The organism is Zoogloea sp. (assembly GCF_028689785.1).
Classification (GTDB): domain Bacteria; phylum Pseudomonadota; class Gammaproteobacteria; order Burkholderiales; family Rhodocyclaceae; genus Zoogloea.
The window spans coordinates 11,015-27,592 of record NZ_JAQVCN010000065.1 but is presented as its reverse complement, the minus strand read 5'-3'; the positions used below and the strand labels follow the sequence as shown (position 1 = coordinate 27,592).

3 protein-coding genes are annotated in these 16,578 nt (G+C 68.6%); all 3 read left to right on the top strand.

The window, feature by feature from the left end; all coding sequences use genetic code 11:
- The first annotated feature begins 409 nt into the window (after nucleotides 1–409).
- From PHI64_RS19775 to PHI64_RS19765, 3 genes are read left to right on the top strand one after another with little or no spacing between them, the layout of a single operon-like run.
- Nucleotides 410–2,359: a filamentous hemagglutinin N-terminal domain-containing protein gene (locus tag PHI64_RS19775; protein WP_299886773.1), complete on the top strand. Its 1,950-nt coding sequence runs from the start codon at nucleotides 410–412 to the stop codon at nucleotides 2,357–2,359.
- A complete protein-coding gene (locus tag PHI64_RS19770) occupies nucleotides 2,343–4,040 on the top strand; it encodes a ShlB/FhaC/HecB family hemolysin secretion/activation protein (protein WP_299886770.1) in 1,698 nt (565 codons plus the stop codon). The genes PHI64_RS19775 and PHI64_RS19770 overlap by 17 nt, the downstream gene beginning before the upstream one ends.
- Before the next feature lie 11 nt (nucleotides 4,041–4,051).
- Nucleotides 4,052–16,375, top strand: coding sequence for a filamentous hemagglutinin N-terminal domain-containing protein (locus tag PHI64_RS19765; RefSeq protein WP_299886768.1), 12,324 nt, complete (start codon nucleotides 4,052–4,054; stop codon nucleotides 16,373–16,375).
- Nucleotides 16,376–16,578: the final 203 nt, after the last annotated feature.

Below are 16,578 nucleotides of genomic sequence, written 5' to 3'. Positions count from 1 at the left end.
ATCATGGCCCGGGCCACTACGCCCAACAACGAGGCCGGATATACGTGAGCAATCGATCCCCCCTTGTTATCCAACATTCGCGCTGGCAAAACGGGAGGAGTCCATATACGAATGAATTCGACCCCACAGAAGACCACCGGCCGTCTTTGGAGCGAGTTCTACCCTCCCCACGAGGCCCTTCGGTCAGTGTCGTGGTTTCTGGAGCATCCATTGCGCTTTACCCCGCAGACGATCCGGCCGGGGAGCCCTGGCTCCTGTCAGCATCGGATTCGCGCCAGCTTAAGCGAGGGTTTCTGTGGGAGGTTCAAGTATTTGAATTGAGTATTTTTAGTGTTAATTTTTGTGTCTTTTTGAAATGACGTTTCAATAAATGTCTTAATGGCGGCCTGGTGTGTTTTTGTTCAGGTTTATGCCAAAGATATTTCTTCTGGGCGTTGTGGGAGCTCTGTTCCCTCTCTGGCTTTCGGCGGGTGTCGTTCCGGGCGGAAGCACGGCAACGGCAGTCTCGCTTGATCCTGCCTCGGGCAAGACACTGATCCAGCTTGCCCCAGCGGCCGGTGGTGTGTCCCACAACGTCTTCTCGCGTTTCGATGTGAGCCGGGCGGGTGCGGCCTTTCAGAACCAGGAGGTCGGCGCCCGCAGCATCGTGGCGGAGGTCCGTTCTGCGCAGCCGTCGCTGATCGAAGGGCCGGTGTCGGTGGACGGGCCCCGCGCCAACCTGATCCTCGCCAACCCAAACGGGCTCGCCATCAATGGCGGGAGCTTCCTCAACTTCGGCAGTGTCGCCCTCGTGGCGGGCAGCGCTGCAGTGGAGAGCCGGGCCGTCGGCAGTGGTGTCCAGACCCATGTCTCCGCTACCTCGGGCAACGGCACCATCCGCATCGGCCCGGAGGGCCTGGCGGCCGACCTGATCCGCCTGGAGCTGCTGGCCAGGCGCATCGAAGTGGCCGGTCCGCTGGTCAATGCCTACAGCTCGCCCACGGCCCTGCTGCGCCTGGTGGCGGGCGATGCCAGCGTGCTCTTTGACACAGCGGCCTCGCCCACCGACAACCTGACCCCCTGGGCCTATTACACCCCGGGCAAAACCGCCAGCCAGGGCATCCTCATCGATCTCGCCGCCCAGGCCCGGATCAGCTCGGGGCGCATCGAGTTGCTGGTCACCGATGCCGGTGCCGGGGTGCGCAACGCCGGCCAGTTACAGGCCGCGTCGGGCGATTTCGTGATCGACAGCAGTGGCCTGCTGGAGCAGAGGGGGCGCATCGACGCGGCGGGGGACATCCGCATCCGTGCCGGTTCCGTACTGCAGGAACAGGCCACCGGGGGCGAGGCCCCGTTGATGGCGGCATCGGGAGGCCTGGATATCCAGTTGAGCGGCAGCCTGCACAACAGCGGCGGCAGCTTCTCCGGTGTGGCCCGCAGTACGGCGCCCGGCGCGGCGCCGGCTGCGCTGCGCATCCTTGCCGGCGGCGACATCGTCAACCAGACGCCGGCAGGGGGCACCGGCGCGGTGATCTTTGGCGCCGCCGACGATGTGTTGCTCGAGGCGGCCGGTGACATCCGCAACATCAACGGGCGGGTCGTCTCCAACGGCGCCTTGAGCCTCAAGGCGGGTGGCACTGCGCTGAATGAATCGGTCTTCGTGGCCGGGAGCGGCCGCAGCGAGAGCACCCGGGACGAACGCAGCTGGCTCGGCCTGCCCCGGGAGCGCCGCAGCACGAGCATCGACAACGGTGCCTTGGCCGACCCCGCGCATACGGCCTACTGGGTGGCCGACGGTACGCTGAGCGTCACCGCCGGGCAGGTGCACAACCTGGGTGGCAGCGTGCTCGCGAACAAGGGCGACGTGGTGCTCGATGCGCGGGGTGAGATACTCAACCGTGCATGGCTCACGGGCACTCTCATCCTCGGGGAGTCCTGCAATCTCCTGTTCTGCCGCCGTACGGCGGAGGTCAGCGAGAGCCTGGTGGGCGGGCAGATCCTGGCCAGTCAGGACCTGCGCCTGAAGGCGGGGGAGCGCCTGGTCAATGAAGGGGGCGTGGTCCTTGCAAGCCGGGACATGCACCTCGAAGCGCCGCGCATCGAGGCCCGCGGCGTGCCGGTGCATGTGGCGCTGAGCCGGGAGGAGGGGCTCCGTGCCTTCTTCGGCGACCGCTGGGCGGGCCTGTACGCCATTGACCAGGGCGGCGGCTTCACCGCCCAGACCGGACGCCTGAGCCTGCGCGGCCAGGCCATCCAGGACCGGGGCTTCTTCATCGCCAGCCAGGGCGTCGACGGTGTCATCACCGTGGAGCGGGCGCCGGGGCGTGATCCGGTCGAACTGAGCAGCCACCTGGGGATCTTCAGTGCGTTCTGGCGCTGATCCGCTACTGGGCCTGGCCCTGGCCTCGGCCCTCGCCCTGAGCGGGGCGGCCCAGGCCCAGCAGTTGCCGGTGCAGCCGCGTCAGGACCAGGGCGACCGCATCCTGCGGGAGGAGATGGAGCGCGAGCGGGAGCGCCTGCTGCGCCAGCCCACCCCGCGCATCGAGCAGCCCGCCACCCCGGCCGCGGTGGGGCTGGACCCGGCCGCGGTGGCCGAATCGGGGCCCGTCTTCCGCATTGCGCGCATCGACGTGCAGGGCGACGACCTGCTGCCCGCGGCTGTCCTCGCGCGCCGCTTGCAGCCCTTCACCGGGTTTGAGCTGGGGGCCGTGCGCATCGGCCTGCTGCTGCAGGGGCTCAATGCCGACCTCATCGAGGCGGGTCTGATCACCTCCCGGGCCTACGTGGTGAGCCAGAACCTGGCGAGCGGTGTGCTCAGCCTGCGCATCGTGCCGGGCCGCATCGAAGCCATCCGCTACAACGGCCGCCTGCTGGAGGCGGACGCCCACAGCGACGCCGGCGTGCGTCTGGCCCTGCCCATGGGGGCGGGGGACATCCTGCAGTTGCGGGACATCGAGCAGGGGCTGGACCAGCTCAACCGCCTGCGCGGCCGCCAGGCCCAGGTGCGCATCGTGCCCGGGGACACGCCGGGGGGCTCGGTGCTCGAATTCGTCGATCCGCCACCTGCGTCGTCCTGGCGTGGCTGGCTGGGAGGTGACAACCAGGGCAGCCCCGCCACCGGCACCCGGCGCCTGCGCCTTGGCCTGGAGGTGGGCGATCTGCTCGGTCTCAACGAGAGCCTCAACCTGGGCTATACGGGCAGCCTGGAGACCAATGCGCTCAATGCCGGCCTGTCCTTGCCCTGGGGCTACAACACCTTCAGCCTGCTCACCACCTGGTCCGAATACCAGAGCCTGATCGGCAATGTGGCGCTGCTCCACGGCAGTTCCACCAATCACGCGGTGTCGTGGAACCGCCTGCTCCTGCGCGACCGGGACAGCAAGGTGGCGGCAGATGTCTCCCTGTCGGTGCGGGAGGCGCGCCGGGAGATCAACAACGTGGCCCTGGCCCCACAGAAGCTCACGGTGCTGCGGGCCGGCGTCAATCGCCTGACCCGCTTCGAGTCCGCCGGGCTGGCCGGCCAGTGGATTGTCGACGCGGGCTTCTCCCGGGGGCTGGATGCCTTCGGTGCCATGGGCGATTCCGGTGCCGGCGGCGGCCCGGCCCCGCGGGCTCGTTTTGGCAAGCTGGATGTGTCCGGCAGCACGGCCCTCTACCTGCCCGGCAACTGGAGCCTGCGCGGCAACGGAGCGTGGCAGTGGAGCGGGGTGCCCCTGTTCTCGTCGGAGCAGATCTTCGTTGGTGGCGTGGCCAGCGTGCGGGGCTTTGCCGAATCGGCGGCCGGGGGCGACCGGGGTGGTTACTGGCGCACCGAGCTCGGCCGCAGTCTGGCGGCGGCCCCTTCCGGCGTGCACCTCGAACCCTTCGCCTTCTGGGACGCCGGCCATGTCCGGGCCCTCGCCAGCGGGCGTGCCAGCACCCTCATGTCGGCCGGCCTCGGCCTGCGTGCCGCCACCGGCCTGGGCAGCTTTGAAGTGATCGTCGGCAAGCCCGTCGTTTCTCCGTCGGACATGCCCGATACCGCCTTCCGCCTCAACCTGTCTCTGACCCTGTTCTTCTGAGAGATCTGCCCATGCGTGCCCCCCTGCCTGTTGATGACGATCTGTCGCGTGTCTCCCCGTGGCGCCGGATCACCGCGCGCATTCTGCTGGTCGTCTTCGGTTCGGGCTGCATCCTGCCCGGCGGTGCCCACGCGGGGCCCATCGCCGACCCCAATGGCCCCATCGCCTTCCGCCCCGGCATCGGTCAGACGAGCAGCGGCGTGCCTGTCGTGGACATCACCCGTCCCAATGCCGCCGGTACGTCCTACAACCGCTACCAGCGCTTCGACGTTGAGCAGGAGGGGGTGGTCCTCAACAACAGCGCTCGGGCGGGCACAACCCTGCTGGGCGGCAGCGTGGTGGCCAATCCGAATCTGGCAGGTGGAGCAGGTGCCAGCGTGATCGTCAACGAGGTGGTGGCGCCGGGGGCTGCGTCGCGCCTGGCCGGGGCGATCGAGGTGTTCGGGGCTCCGGCGACGGTCATCGTGGCCAATCCCAATGGTGTCACCTGTGCCGGCTGCGGCACGGTGAATAGCCCGCGCTTCATGCTGTCCACCGGTACGCCGGTGTGGCTGGACGCAGCAGGCCGGGCGGGCGGCTTTGAGGGCGCCGGTGCTGTCGGCTTCGATGTGCTCGGCGGGCAGTTGCGCATCGAGGGGCGCGGACTGGAGGGGACGGTCGGCAAGGTCGATCTGGTGGCCGCCGGCATCCATCTCGATGGGCCGGTGCGGGCCCATTACCTCAACCCTGAACTCGCCGGCATCACCGTGCTGGCGGGCGCCGGACGCATCGTCGACAAGGCCGGGCAGTTCGAGAACCTCAACCCGGGCCAGGCGGCCGCGCTTCCCTCGGGCAGTTTCGCCATCGACGGCACGGCCTTCGGGGCCATGAGCAGCAGTCAGATCCGCATCGTGTCCACCGACCAGGGGGTTGGCGTGCGCATGGCTGGGCCCCTGCTGGCCGACAGCCTGGGTCTGGTGGTCCGCAGCGGCGGTGACCTCAGTGTCGGCGAGCTGCTTGCGCGCCAGTCCATCACCCTGGATGCCGCGGGCAATCTGAACATGCAGGGGGCGGCGGCGAGCGGCGGCGAGCTCACCGTCCGTGCCGGGGGGCGGGCCACCGTCAGTGGGGCCAGCTCGGCGACCGGCACGGCCAGCCTGGAGGCGGGGGATACGGTGGACATCCTGGCGCCGCTGAGCAGCGGTGGCCGCACGACTGTCCGCGCCGACCAGGTGCGCCTGGCGGCGGGCATCAGCGCGAGCGAGACGCAGATCGACGCACGCTCGCTGGTGCTGGGCAGCGGGGAGCGGGACGTCCAGATCCGCGGTGACCTGAACCTTGCCGTGACGGGGGATCTGGTGACGCCGGGGGAGGTGGCGGTCAGCGGCAACACCCGCCTCGCGGCAAGCGGCTCAGTGGGGCTGGGCAGCGATGTGACTGTGGGCGGAGACCTGCTGGTGGATGCTGCGACGGACATTCGCGCCGCGGGCCGCCTGAGCGCGGGGGGCCTGGTGCGCCTGCGTGCCGGGCAGGGGCTGGACATTGTGGGCGGGGTATCGGCGGGGGCCCTTGATCTGGTGGCTGGCCGGGCTGTTCTCGGTGGCGATCTGATGGTGGCCGGTGACGGAAGCATCGTGGCTGGCAGCCTGGTGTTGCCATCCCGGGTCGAGGCGGGCGGGAGCCTGCGCATCGATACCGCCGGCGACCTCCTCAGTTCCGGGCGGGTGGTGGCCAGTGGCGACCTGAACCTGGGCGCCGGCGGGCGTGTCGTCCTTGCCGAAAGCGGTGCCGGTGGCCGGGCCGATCTGGTGGCCCGGGGTGGGAGCCTGAGCATCGGCGCTCCCTTCGTGGCCGGGCGCACCGTGAGCCTTGCCGGGCGGGACGGGGTGGTGGTGAACGTGGTCCAGTCGGGGGGCGATCTGGGTATCGTCAGCAGCGCCGGCGCCGTGACAACGGGGGCGCTGGTGGCGCCGGGGGCGGTGGCGCTCAATGCGGCCCTTGGGCTGACGGTCGGTGGCCCCTTGGCCGGGGGCGGGGATGTTCGCCTGGTGTCGGGCAGCGCCCTGCAGCTGGCAGGCGATGCCTCTGCCGGCGCCGTGCTCAGCCTCGGCGCGGCGTCGATCCGTGCCCGCGGGGTGCTGGCGGGCGGGCCCATGCAGATCGAGGCCGACCAGCTTGAGGCCGAGACCCTGGCGGCCGGCGGTGCGCTTGAGTTACATGCCCTCACGGGGGCGAGCGTGAGTGCGGGTGTCTTGGCCAACGGGCCGGTCCGCATCGTGGTGAGTGATGGTGCCCTGGCAGTGGGTGGCCCGCTGCTCTCCAACGGGGCCCTGACGGTGACGGCGCGAAGCGACATCGGTGTGCTCGGTGAAGTGGGCAGTGGTGCCGGGACCAGCCTGGTCAGCCAGCAGGGCCGCATCGCCGTGCAGGGCGGGGCAAGCTCGGCGGCCGGCATCACGCTGGATGCGTTCCGGCAGCTCGAGCTGGGTGGAGACATGGCGGCCCGTGGCCCCATCGTGCTGCGCAGCGCCATGGCGGGCGTCGACGTGGCCGGGAGTATTGCCAGCGCCGGAAGCCTGTCTGCCGATGCACCGGGAGACATCCGTTTCGGTGGTGATATCCGGGTGGGCTCCGAGCTGGCCGTGACGACCACGGCGGGTGCCCTGGCCTTCGTGCGCACCCTGGAGGTCGGCGGCGCTGCGCGGCTGGCAACCGCCCGTGGCATCGATTTCGGTGGTGACAGTCGCTTCTTCGGCGCCCTGAGTGTGGGCAGCGCGGGTGGGCCCATCGTCAACCGCGGGCATCTCTATTCCAGTGCCGACTTCATTGTGGACACGCTGGGCGATTTCATCAGCGAAGGCCGAATCGACAGCCTGGCAGCGGTTTCCATCCGTGGCGCGCAGCTAAGCTTCAACACGCAGCAGGCTGGTGGTGTCTTCGCCAATGGGGGCATCAGCCTGGCGGCGCGGGACGTCGGCCGGCTGGGCCGTTCCGGCACGCTTGCCAGCAGCGCTGCCATCGCGCTGGAAGGGCCGCGCTTCGAGACGGCCGGCGAGGTGCTCTCCTCCGGCGGCCCGCTTTCCTTCACCGGCAATACCCTGGTCAATGCGGGCTTGGCGGCGGCCCAGGCCGTGGTGGTCAATGGGCGGCTGGAGAACGAGGCCGGTGGACAGATGTCGGCGGCGTCGGTGGAGGTTCGCGGCACGACGCTCAACCGGGGCGAGATCGGGGGCGGAACGGTGGTCCTGGCGGATGCCGTCAGCAACGCCGGGACGATCGTCGGGGATCGGGTTGCTGTGAGCGGTGATCTGCTGAACGAGGGCAAGCTCGGCGGGGGCGACTTCAGCTTCACCGGCCGCGAGCTCGTCAATCCCGGACAGCTGGCGGCCAGAGCCGTGGGTGTCACCGCGGTGAGCATGGACAACCGTGGGCTGCTCCAGGGGGAGCGTGTGGACCTGCAGCTTGCCGGGGCCCTGGGCAACAGCGGTGTCATCGAGTCCGCCGGCACCATGACTGTCGTGGCGGATGCGCTGGGCAATAGCGGCACCGTGCACGCCGGCAGCGGCGGAAGCATCCGGGTGACGCAGGGCGCGGTGAACGATGGCGGGCGCCTCTCGGCGGTGGAGGGCCTGGGAATCGTGTCTGGCGCATCCCTCAGCAATCGTGGGGGGCGCATCCTGGCCGGGGGGGATCTGACGGTGCAGCTGGCCGGAGATCTGAGCGGTACCGGCCTGCTTGCCGCCAACCGCGATCTGCAGGTGAAGGCGGGCGGCGGGCTCGAACTGGCCGAGGGTGGGGCAGGACGAGACGGGACGCTCTCGGCTGAGGGGGGCCGGCTGCGCATCGGCAGTCCCTTGGCGGCGGGAGGCAATCTGTCCGTGGCCGGTCGTGATGGCGTGGTGACCGAGGCCCTGTCGGCGGGTGGTGCGCTTGCGGTGGGCAGCGTCCGGGGCGATGTTGCCACCGGCAGCCTGATGGCGGTGGGCCCGGTGAGCCTCGTTGCGGCGGGGGCGGGCCAGGTGTTCGGTGCCGTGGTGAGCGACGGGGCGGTGACCCTGAACGCGGGTGCAGGGCTGGGCGTGGATGGGGTGCTGGCCTCCGGAGGCGATGCGGCGCTTTCCGCGGGGGGCGTGCGCGTGGGTGGGCCGGTCCAGGTGCTCGGGGCTCTGGTGGCGGATGCCGGCCCTGCCGGGCTGACGTTCTCTGCCGAGGCCCGGGCTGGGGCGGGTGTGCTGCTCAAGGGGCAGCAGGTTTCGGCCAGCGGTGTGCTGACCGGTGGTCGCCTGGCAATCCTGACCGGAGCCGGTGGTCTCGACAACCGTGGCAGCCTGGTGGGTAACGCGGGGGTCGAAGTGAATTCCCTCGGCGCCGTTGCGCAGCAGGGCGTGGTGGCGAGCCAGGGCAATGTGTCCCTGACAGGCCTGCCGGGGCTGAGCCTGTTGTCGGACGTGGAGGCGGGCGGAAATCTTGCCCTGGGCTCTGCCGGGCAGATCATCGCGGGTGGGGCGTGGCGGTCGGCCGGTGCCCTGGATGTCAGGGCCGGGCAGTCCATCGATCAATCCCGGGATGTGCTTGCCGGTGGAGCCGCGAGCCTGACCGCGGAGGCGGGCAGCCTGAAGCTCCGTGGCCGGGTGCTGGCCAATGGGGCCCTGAGTCTCAAGGCCGGCGGAGAGATCGAGGCCGGGGCGCTGGGCGGTGGGCTGGAGAAGGGCGAGGCCCTCTCGGTCGAGGCGGGCGGCAATGTCGTTCTCGCCGAAGTGCAGGCGGGCGGCAACTACCTTGCCCGGGCGGGGGGCGATCACCGGGTGAGTGGCGCCAGCGTGGTGGTCGGAAACCTGGAGCTGGGCGCCGCCCGGGATGTCGTCCACGGCGGTGCCGTGAGCATTGGTGGCAATGCCCTGGTGCAGGCCGGAGGCCGTCTTGCCCAGGGCGAAACGCGCATCCTGGGGCAGGGTGCGCTGACCAGCGGCGGGGCGCAGGCCTATGGCGGCAACCTGTCTGCCGGTGACGCCCTGGCACTACGGGCGGGTGCCGGGGTGGCCGTGGCCGGCGCCCTGCTCACGCCGGGGGCGCTGTCTGTGGAGGGCGGCGCGGGCGAGGTGAGTGTGGCCGGTGACTTGAGTGCCGGCGCTCGTTTGCAGGTTGAGGCGGACAGGGCTGTGACCGTCGGCGGAGAACTCCTTGCTCTCGGCGCTGCCCAGCTGCGCAGTCGCCAGGACGGCATCCATCTGAAGGGGCCCGTCACGGCCCTGGAAGCCCTCGGCCTCGACGCCGCGAAGGATGTCAGGCTTGGCGGTGACATGACGGTGCTGGAGGCGCTCGATGCACGTTCGGCCCTGGGCTCGGTGGTCTTCGAGCGGGGGTTGGGGGTGGCGGGGTCGGCCAATTTCTCGGTGGGGCAGGATCTGGTCTTTTCGGGCGATGCCCTGTTCTACGGGCCCCTGTCCGTGACACGGGTGGGGCGAACCTTGGACAGCCGCACGCGCTTGCAGGTGGGGGGCGATCTGCACCTCGACATCACCGGCGACTTCGTCAGTGAGGGCCTGCTGCAGAGCGCTGGCGGGGTGCACATCCTGGCCCGCAACATCACCGCCAACCTTGGTCGTACCGGCGGCATCGTCGCCAATGGCGACATCGAACTGGTGGCCCGCAACCAGGGGCAGCTTGGTGCCCTGGGTAGCGTGAGCAGCAGTGGCGGGTCGATCCTGCTTTCAGCCAATCGCTTCATCAATGCAGGGGACGTGCTTTCCGGTGGGGCGGGCTTTGCGTTCTCGGGCGGCAGCCTGGGCAACGCAGGGCGTATCGCGGCGGACACCGTGCGCGTGGCCGGAGCGCTCGACAACCAGGGGTCCATCTACGGAGAGACGGTCAGCGTCAGCGGCTACGCCAGCAATCTGGGCACCATCGCTGGCAGCGCCCTCTCTTTCAATGGCGGGCTGGGCAATGGTGGCGTGATTGCCGGCCGCAGCGTGAGCGCATCCGCAGCCGTCAGCAATAGTGGCGAGATCAGTGGTGACAGCATCAGCCTGTCGGGCGGCGCTGTGGCCAATAGCGGGCTGGTGTCGGCAAACCATGTGAGCATCCACGGGGCCGAATTGACAAACCAGGGCTCCCTCAGCGCCGGCACGCTCGATGTCCGCACCGTCGGCGCCTTCGTCAATGGCGGCAGCGTGCAGGTGGGTGGTAATGCCGACATCGTCGCCGACGGCGGCTTCGTCAATCAGCTGGTCGAGGTCTCCCGCTGCGTTACTCCGGCTGTCTGCAATCCTCGCCCCGGCTTGCCGCCACCGCCGCCACCCGATCCGGAAAAAGATTTCCGCTTCGTGCAGAGCCCCGCGGTGCTGGCCGTGGGCGAGCAGCTCACCCTGTCCGGCGGCAGGGTCGAGAACCAGGGTGTCATCCAGGCCAAGGGCATCAACCTGGCCCTCGGGGCGGCAGCCATCGTCAATGTGCGTAGCGAGAACGACGTCCTCACCGATACCAATTTCGGTGCCGGGACGCCGACCACCAACACCGGCCTGATCCTGGCCGCGGAAGACATCAGCATCACCGCCGGATCCCTGCTCAACCGTGGAGGGCGGATCGCCGCGGGGGGCGGGCTGGACGCCCGGGTCAGTGGCACGCTGAGCTCGGTTGCCGGGGCCCGTGCCGGCCTGTCACCCCTGCTGAGCGGGCGCTACGTCACCCTCTCCGGGGCCGAGTTGCTTACCGAAGGGCTGGTGCATGCCACCCAGGATCTGAGCCTCCTGGCCCCCACGGGCAGCCTGATCAATCGGGGCACCCTGCTGGCCGACAACAGCCTCTCGGTCCTTGCCGGCACGACAGTGAGCAATGCCGACAAGGCGGCCCTGCTGGGGACGCGCTCGGTCAGTCTCAAGGGCGCCCACGGCATCTTCAATGCCGGCCTGATCTACGGCAATGGTGAGGCCGCCGAGCGGGTGTTCATCGATGCCGGCGACGGTAGCTTCACCAATGTGGCGACGGGCAGTGTGCTGGCCGGCGCCTCCCTGGACATCAAGGCGGCTGCCTACGCCAATGGCGGCATGGTGGCATCCCGTGGCGATGCCCGGCTGGATGCGCCGTCCTTCGTCTTCCGGCCGGCAAGCAGCCCCCTGGTGGCTTTTGGCACCCTGCGTCTGGATGTGGCCGGGGTTGTGGTGGACGTGGGTGAGACCTGGGTCAGCCCGGCCCTGAACACCCTCTGGCGCGGCGTGCTTGTGAACACCGGGCGCGTGCTGCTGGGCGGCAACGCGGCGGGCAGCGTGGACAACCTCGCCACCGGTGGCCGTACCCTGGCCGGCGACCCGGACGAGTCGGGTGGCGCTTACCTCCTGCTTGGTTTGCCGACGCTGAATGGTGCCTATGTGGATAGCCATACCGACGTGGCCACCCGGGCCCAGTTCGTGGTCAATGGCCTGTTCCAGGGCAGTCTGCGCAATGTGGCCTCCGACGCCAAAGCCGCTGGCAGCTATGTCTACAGCGCGGGAAGCATCGCCCAGACCATCCGCTGGACCAACGCCCAGGGCGAAACCGAAGAAACCGCTGCCCTCAGCCTGGCGCGTCTCGACGCCACGGGGGGCTCCACCGTGATTACGCTGGACAGCCCGGATGCGGGCACCATCGTTGCCGGCAATCTCGGCATCATGGGGGTCAATCTCAACCTGGGTTCGGGTGTTGACCCGACTGCCGCACAGCAGGCCTTGGCTGCATCCCGTCTCAACCGGGTGACGGCCGGCAAGCTGCCGGGCGCCCACGGCGTGGTCACCGGCCCGGGCGGCGCTGTCGCTACGGGAGCTGTGCTGCAGCCCGCTTCGGTCCAGGGGGCGGGCCTTACCCCCGCCCTTGCCGCGACCCCCGAGCCCGCGGGGCAGACGCTATTGGCTGGTGTCACGGCCACACCGGTGCAAGGCAGCGGCGTGGTCCAGGTGGGCGCAAGCCCCGTTGCCGGCAGCGCCGCCGGTGGTGTCAGCCCGGTCGCCCCCGATCCGGCGGATCCCGGCCAGCCTGCGTCCGGGAACGGCACCCGCGGGGTGCCCCAGGCGGTGATCGACCCCGCAGCAACACCTGTTGCGGGCAGCGTTGTCGACTCCTCGATCAAGACCCCCGCGGTGCCGGCAACGCCCGGCGGCGACCTGCCTGCGGACGAGGCCGCCCGCTATGGTCTGGCCTTCCCCGACTGGGGCAGCTTCACCGCCATTCCCGGCACCCTTCGCGCCGACAACGTGGATCTCCTGTTGTCCGGGCGTTTCACCAATCGCGGCGTGTTCGAGGTGGCCGATCGACTGCTGATCCAGGCCGAAGGCGGCATCGACAACTTCGGCGCGTCCATCCGGGCTGGCGGGGCCCTGGGCCTGTTCGGCGCCAGCCTGGACAACCGCAACGGATCCATCCAGGCCAGCAGCCTCACGCTCGCACTGGGTGGAGTGCTGGACAACACCCGGGGCCGCATCCTCATCGACAAGGACGCGACTTTCGTCGTGGGCGGCGACCTGATCAACGACTCCGGTCGCATCGAAGCCGGCAGCCTGACCCTGGATGTGGGCGGCAACCTCTACAACCGCACGCTCTACGCCGTCGATCAGAAGGGCACGACGACGACCCGTCACACCGAGTTCGACAGCGTCTTCGGCACCACCGTTACCACCCACAGCGACAGCACCGTGACCCAGAGTGCCGACCTGCGCGCCGGTATCGTCGCCCGTACGGGCGATCTGGTGCTCAACGTGGGCAAGGATCTGCTCGTCACCGGCGCCGATCTGAAGGCTGCCGGTGCACTCACCGGCCGGGTGGGTGGCAACATCAAGGTCGAAGCCTTGTCGGTGGAAAACAGCCGGCAGCGCGTCGACACGGTCAGCAACGAGCGCAGCTACACCCTCAACAACGGTGAGACCGAGATCACCGGCATCACCGCCAGCGGCAGCACTGTCACCACCCGGATCGACAGCGAGATTCGCCACCAGGCCTCGGTGCTGGAGGCCGGCGGCAAGCTCGATCTCGAAAGCGCGGGCAGCACGCTCATCGTCGGCACCCGGGTCAAATCAGGCGCGGACACGCGCATCGTCGCCGGCGGGCACCTCGCCCTCGGCGCCGTTGTCGACAGCACCCGCACCGAGCAGCGCGTCATCACCCGGGTCGAAGGGGCGGCCATCCTGCCGGGCTTGCCCACAACAAATGGAGAACGCCTCAACCTCACCCATGCCGACACCGCCGTTGGTGGGCAGATAGATTCTGGTGGCACCACGACACTCCAGGCGGGTGGCAGCCTTATCCTGAGTGGCCAGCGCATCAGCAGTGGCGGAGATACGCGCCTCGCCGGCAGTAGCGTTGCCCTCGACGGGATAAGCCTCGAGAACCGGAGCGAAGCGCGCAACGCCGGCTCCACCGTTGTCGCCCTGGATGCACGCAGCCTCCACAGGGGCAGTGCCATTCAGAGCGGCGGCAGTCTGGACGTTACCGCGACAGGCGTCCCCGAAGACACCTCCAGCACGGCGGGCAGCATCCGCGGCAGCGGCGTCCAGCTCGAAGCCAAGCGCACCCTCACCCTCGCCGCCGCGGGCGACATCGTGCTTGAGGCCGGGCGCAACACCGAGGACTACGTATCACGCAACCACTCCGGCACCGCCATCGTCGAACGCAGCCGCGACGAGAGCGCCCGCAACCTGCTCAGCGGCGAAGCCATCAACCTGGCCGGCCGCAACGTCACCCTGGAGGCCGCCAGCCTGAGTTCGCCGGGCAAGGTGAGTATCGTCGCCCAGGACAAACTGACCCTCACCGCAGCCACTGACTCCGCCTTTGACCACACCCTCGACGTCAAGAAGAGCGGCAGCTGGCTCAGCAAGAAGACCACTACTACCGAGCACTCCGAGCAGAGCCTGAAGGCGGCGGTTACCCGAATCGACGCCCAGGACATCCTGCTCCAGTCCGGCGCTGACCTCGACCTCTACGGCGCCCGCCTCAATGCCGGTGGCGAAGTCCGCCTCGCTGCCGGCGGCGAGCTCCACGCCTATGCGGTGCAGGATGTGCTCAGCGTCATGGATCGCAAGAAGGTCGTCCGTGCGCCGGGGATCGGTGCCCTGCTGCTCGGCGAGGATCCGACCTTCAGGCGCCGAAAGACCGAAACCCGCGACAGCACCACCCGCGAAGACGCCCAGGTCACCCAACTGCAAAGCGTGGGGGAACTCACCGCCCAGAGCGGCGGCGACACCCTGCTGCAGGGCACGTCCATCTCCGCCGCCCGAACCACCATCGCCGTCGGCGTCGGTGACAAGGCGGAGGCCGACGCCACCCTGATCCTAGAAGGCGCGAAGAACCGGCTCGACACCAGTCACACCGTCAGCAAGAAATCCTTCGTCTGGCAAAACCAGTCCGGCCAGGGCGAAGGCACCGAGACCCTGCAGGTCGTCAACATCCAGGGCCCGGTCACGATCCAGGCCCAGAAGATCGTTGCCCAACTCCCGGAAGGCGACTTCAAGACCCAGTTGGCGAAACAGGCGGCGCAGCCCGGACAGGCGTGGATGCTGCAACTGGCCGACCGCCCCGGCGTGGACTGGAAGGCTGTCGCGCTGGCCCACGACAGATGGGACTACCAGCAGGAGGGGCTCACGGCGGAAGCGGCGTTGATCATCACGATTGTCGTGAGCATCCTCACCTACGGCATAGCCTCTGGCGCGGGCGCCGCGGTTGGCAGCGCAGTCGAAGCCAGTACGGCCTCGGCAGCTGCCGCCAGTACGGCCGCCGGATCTGCTGCAGCCGGATCTGCAGCAGTCGGTACAGTAGCCGGTGCCGCGGGCGCTGCGACAACCGCGGGGCTGACGACCTTGGCGGCACAGGCCACGGTCAGCCTGATCAACAACAAGGGCAACCTCGGCAAAACCCTGAGCGACCTGGGCCGGGAGGAAGCCCTCCGCAGCGTTGCCACCGCCATGGTCACGGCTGGTGCCCTGAGCGCGCTGGCCGGCAGCATCAGCGTTCCCAACGCCGACGGCGGCTTCACTCCGCTGGCCAATGTCAGTGCCAAATCCGACCTGGTCGCCCAGATCGGCAAGAACGTCATCAACAACACCGCCAGCGCGATCATCGACACCGCCATCAACGGCGGTGATCTGGGCGACAAACTGGGCCGGGCCATCACCACCGGCGTCATCGACGCAGCGGGGGCCAGCGCCGCCAACAGCGTGGGCGATCTGAGTGGCTTCAGCAATCGCATGGGCCACCTCGTTGTCGGCTGTGCCCTGGGCGCCGCCAAAGGCGGCGACTGTGGCTCTGGCGCCATCGGCGGCCTGGCCGGCGAACTGGCGGCCGAATGGTACGGCGGTGACCGCGCCCCGGTCAGTGCTACTCAGGCCAGCAAGACGGTGGACGTCGCCCGCCTCTTCGGCGCTCTGGCGGCCACCCTGGTGGGGGGCGATGCCCAGGTGGGAGCCAGTGCGGCGGGGAATGCGGCGCAGAACAATTGGCTTAACCATGTTCGTCCCTCACTGCTAGCCCTGTCCGAAAAGGAGCGTTACGACGCAGCGTCAGCTGGTTGTGCCAAAGGCGATTCGCAGGCGTGTACGGAGCAAAGGAATCTGGCCAAGCTTTCGGCGCAACGCGATCAAAACCTGGCCAGCGCCTGCGCCGGTGGTGAAGGATGCATGAAGGCGGCCAGTGAGGCACGGGCAGCAGGGAACCAAGTCGTCGTGGGGGCTGATGGCAAGGTCTACGCGCTCCCGCAGAACTACCAACTTTTCTACGATAGTCAAGGTCGTGTCGTGTCGGCGGTGCCTACCGATACACCACAACTGAAGGCTCCGGAGCGGGCTGGCAACACGTGGCAGAATGCTGCCGGCCAGGGTCTCGCCGAGTTTGTATTGATCGACGGTGCCGGCTTGCTCGGCTCTGCGCTCATCAAGGGCGGTGGGCTGCTGTTCGGGGCCGTGACCAAATCAGTTGGGGGTGCTGGGGAGACGGTCAGTGCCTTGGGGCTGGCGGCGGAGCGGGGTGGGGCACAGGGCGTTACTTACAGCGGCGTCACAGGGCCAGGGCCACTTGGTGATAAGGTGGCCAGCACCTTTCGCAGTGGAACTTATATTGAGCTTACCTTGAACGAGGCAACGACCCTGTACCGAGTCTGGGGCGGAAAAGCCGGAGAAATTGGTCCCTATTGGACCAGAACTCCACCGAGCGGCCCCGTTCAATCGATTATTGATAGTGCGCTCAACCCAGTCTGGGGCAACACTGCCACGAATGTGACGAAGATCCAGGTTCCAGTCGGAGTCAAAGTCTACGAAGGTGTCGCCGCGCCTCAAGGTGGGTTGGTTGGAGGTGGAAGTCAGGTGTTCATTCCAAAGGTCGACCCAATATGGATAGTCAGATGAAAGCTTGCCCGTGGGATCCAATTGATGACTTTCGGACGCACGGCGAGTTCGAGCGATTCGTGGCCTGGATGCAGGCACAAGTTGAATCTGGAATGGTAATGGAGATCCCAGTCGTGAAGCCGTATCTTGATGCCCCCAGCTTCACTGAAAAGTGGTTCAGGCATGTCGCAAGTGACAGCGTTTGGCGCCTAGTGTGGCCCGAT